4 protein-coding genes are annotated in these 3,265 nt (G+C 70.3%); 1 reads left to right on the top strand and 3 read right to left on the bottom strand.

The genetic code is table 11. The features are described from left to right. Positions 1 to 184: 184 nt before the first annotated feature. From ACFWOG_RS40275 to ACFWOG_RS40265, 3 genes are read right to left on the bottom strand one after another with little or no spacing between them, the layout of a single operon-like run. Complete coding sequence (locus tag ACFWOG_RS40275) at positions 185 to 682, bottom strand: GNAT family N-acetyltransferase (RefSeq protein ID WP_380364657.1); 498 nt, start codon at positions 680 to 682, stop codon at positions 185 to 187. After that, on the bottom strand, positions 679 to 2,013 hold the full coding sequence (locus ACFWOG_RS40270; protein ID WP_329881648.1) for a DUF6271 family protein: 1,335 nt from the start codon (positions 2,011 to 2,013) through the stop codon (positions 679 to 681). The genes ACFWOG_RS40275 and ACFWOG_RS40270 overlap by 4 nt, the downstream gene beginning before the upstream one ends. 45 nt (positions 2,014 to 2,058) lie before the next feature. Beyond that, positions 2,059 to 2,397 (bottom strand): DUF6271 family protein, encoded by a 339-nt coding sequence (locus tag ACFWOG_RS40265; RefSeq protein ID WP_380364654.1) that lies wholly within the window; start codon positions 2,395 to 2,397, stop codon positions 2,059 to 2,061. A gap of 529 nt (positions 2,398 to 2,926) precedes the next feature. Here ACFWOG_RS40265 and ACFWOG_RS40260 point away from each other — a divergent pair. Then, on the top strand, positions 2,927 to 3,205 hold the full coding sequence (locus ACFWOG_RS40260) for a GlsB/YeaQ/YmgE family stress response membrane protein (protein WP_380364652.1): 279 nt from the start codon (positions 2,927 to 2,929) through the stop codon (positions 3,203 to 3,205). The last annotated feature ends 60 nt before the right edge of the window (positions 3,206 to 3,265 follow it).

The raw sequence follows: 3,265 nt of genomic DNA, 5'->3' as shown, positions 1-3,265 counted from the left end.
CAGGCGATGAGGCACTGCTCATCGCGGGGAGCCCCCGGCCGGTCACGGCGCCGCCGGCCCGAGGCCCGCGCCACGGTGGGATCACGGTCCGGCACCCGGCGCTCAGGGCGCTTCCTCCGCCCGGCACACCGGGCGCGTTCGCCCGGGCCGAAGGCGGTGTGCAATCGTCCGCGCGTCCCCGGAGTCAGCGCACCGGCATCGACATGTAGACCGCACGTCGCCCGTAGGACGCGGGGACGGCCACCTCCCGGTGCGAGCGGTAGCCGATGATCCGCAGCAGGATGTCCGCCCCGCGCACCGCGACCATCGAGATCTGCTGGAAGCCCATCTCCTCCGCCCGCGCCCGGAAGTACCGCATGAACCCCAGCGCGACCTCCCGGCCGCGCAGGTCCTCGGCGATCACCAGGTCGTGCACGTGCAGGTTGTCCGACTCGAACGCGGCGTCCTCCGCCCGGGAGAGGTCGGGGCAGCGCAGCGGCGGGTACGGCAGGCTCAGCAGGTAGCCGCGGACGGTGCCGTTCTGCTCCAGCACGAAGCAGGTCTCCGGCGAGCCGACAGCACGGGACTGCAGCGCCTCCCGGCCCTCCGACAGGCCGTCGGCCGCGTAGGCGTCGTGCTCCAGCACGACCACGGCGTCCCAGTCGTCGTCGGTCAGCTGCCGTATCAGGAAGTCCTCGGTCACCCGGTCGCCCCGTCCACGGCGGGGTAGAGGCCCTCCGCGTGGGCCGCGGCCGCCATGCCCGCCCAGGCCTCCACCAGCACCACCCAGCGCGCGGCGTCCTCCTGGGCGTCGTCCAGGAGCTGCTGCCGCTGCCCGGCCACCACGTCCGCGAGCTCGGCGTACTTGCCGCCCAGCTTGCGGTAGGAGCGGTCCAGGACGTCCAGGCAGTGCTCGTTCCCGGCCCGGTCCCAGTCGACGCTGCCCCGCGCCAGTTCGAGGATCGGCTCGATCTTCAGCCCGTGCCGCTCGTCCAGCAGCCCGCGGCCGAGGTCGATCATCCCGCCGTAGACCGGGTAGAGGTACAGCATCGAGAGCAGGAGCTTGACGAACCCCATCTGGTACGAGATGAAGCCGTCGCCGATGCGGCGCTCGGGCGTGTAGTAGTTGACGATGTGGCGGTTGTGGACGACGCCGGGCAGCTTGGCGTGGACCAGGGCGTGCAGCAGGACGTAGTCGCAGCCGAGGGTCCTGATCGACGGCAGCAGCGGCAGCACCTCGTAGGCCCGGTGGTCCAGGGCGACGTTGCACATGAAGACGTTCCAGATGTCGGGCACGCCGAGGACGGAGTCGTCGGCGCTGAACGGCTCGGTGCCGGTGCCCCTGAAGGAGACGTCCACCATCGCGTCCCTGTCCTCGTCCGGCCACACCGGCGGGGTCCACAGGCGCACCACGTCGCGGTAGATGTCCGGGTCGATCTCGCGGATCTCGCCGATGTCCACGTTGAGTTCGCCGGTGAAGGAGCCGCTGACCAGCAGCACCGGCTTGTCGGCGTCGGCCGGGTCGAGCTCGGAGCGGGTCACGCCGGCCACCGCCTCGCCGGCCGGCTTGCCGATCGAGAGCAGCTCGTGGTGGATCGGGAAGACCTTCTGACCGTCGAGGACCTGGAAGTCGGCGTCGTCGTTGCGCAGGTGCGCCGAGGTGCAGCCCAGGGCGGCCGCGCCCAGGAAGATCCGGTTGACGCAGGAACCGTAGGCGACGGCCGGCGGGAGCATCAGTTCGAGCAGCAACTCGGGGTCGGGGGCGCCGGACTGCTCCGCCACCCGACGCAGGAACACCCGCTGCTGCGCCTCGCCGAGGTGGTGGACGAACACGCCGGGGGCGGGGTCCAGCGAGGCCACGGCGTCCGCGTTCTTCGCGAATCCGGCGGGGTCGGTTGAGTCGGTGGTGTCGAGGATGAGGATGTGTACCTCGACCCCGAAGTTCGCGACGGCGAAGGCCGCCTCCTCGGCGAGGTCCACGATGGTGCCGGGGCAGGAACGCATGGTGGGCAGGGCGAGGCAGACTCGTTGCATGGTGTGGGGTTCTCCGTCTGATCGTCGGGTTCGGTACAGCGGTTGTCAGGAACGGCGCTTCGGTGCGGGGTGGTTGACGATGGGTCGGTCGTGTGCGACGCCGGTCGGGGTGGCGGCGGGGGCGGCACGCGGGACGACGTGGTTGCTGCCGACACTCCCGGTGGCCGACGGCAGCGGTACGTGCTCGTACGCGTTCGGCGCGGGGAGGAGCTCGCCGACGGTCCTGGCGCTGTCGGTGAAGGCGGCGTCGCCCGAGGGGGCCGGGACCGGGGAGCGGACCTCCGCGCCGGAGTTCCCCGCCGCGCATGCGGCCTCCTTGCCCATGGCCGCGATCGTGGCGGGACGGGCGCGGCTGGTCGGCAGGGCCGAACAGGTTCTGCGCACGCGGCGTCTCCAATCGATCGTCAGACCCATGTGCCCGTCCGAGGACAGGGCATGGCAATGCCCGCAAGGCTCGCTCAAAGCCGCGGTGAAGTAGTTGAGTTGAGGGGGCGCTGGTGAGTCACGAGCGGCGTCGGCGCCGGGTTGCGGGGCCCCGCCGGACTCATCTGGATGACCTTAAATCACCACGGTGGACTAGACCAACTTCGGTGTCAACGGGATGCTTTCAGGGATCGGGCGGTGCGCGCCGACACTGCCCGATTGGGCAGACGGCCCTGCCCTCGCACGGACTCCATCAGGGCCCGCCGGGCGGGGGCAACGCGCAGGTCGGCCCACGTGCGGCGGCTCGGGCGGCGTCCGGGACCGGTCCCTGCCGCAGGTGCGCTCGACACGGAGCCGGGGCCGTCCGCGGCAGAGATGACGAGGGGATGGAGATGCCGAGGAGATTCGGGTGTTTGGAAACCCCGACGCGGTGAAGACGAGTGGCGTCACCGGCTGCACTCGTCGAGACTCATCGAGGTAGGAGAAGCGCATGGGCGTCATCGCATGGATTCTGATCGGACTGTTCGCGGGCCTCATCGCCAAGGCGCTGATGCCGGGCAAGGACCCGGGGGGCATCATCGTGACGATCCTCATCGGCATTGCGGGCGGGCTGCTCGGCGGCTGGCTGGGCAAGGTGATATTCGGCGTCGACTCCATCGACGGCTTCTTCGACCTCTCCACCTGGATCGCCGCCATCGCAGGCTCGGTCATCCTCCTCGTCCTCTACCGACTGCTCACCGGTAACAAGCGCCACCATCGCCACGCCTGAGAAGTCACTGGGTAACTGATCGACTTCGTGGTGTGACGCACATGGCGGTGATCCTGTCTC

The organism is Kitasatospora sp. NPDC058406, assembly GCF_042722765.1.
Lineage (GTDB): Bacteria > Actinomycetota > Actinomycetes > Streptomycetales > Streptomycetaceae > Kitasatospora.
The sequence above is the reverse complement of the archived record's forward strand: the minus strand, read 5'-3'. Positions and strand labels throughout refer to the sequence as shown.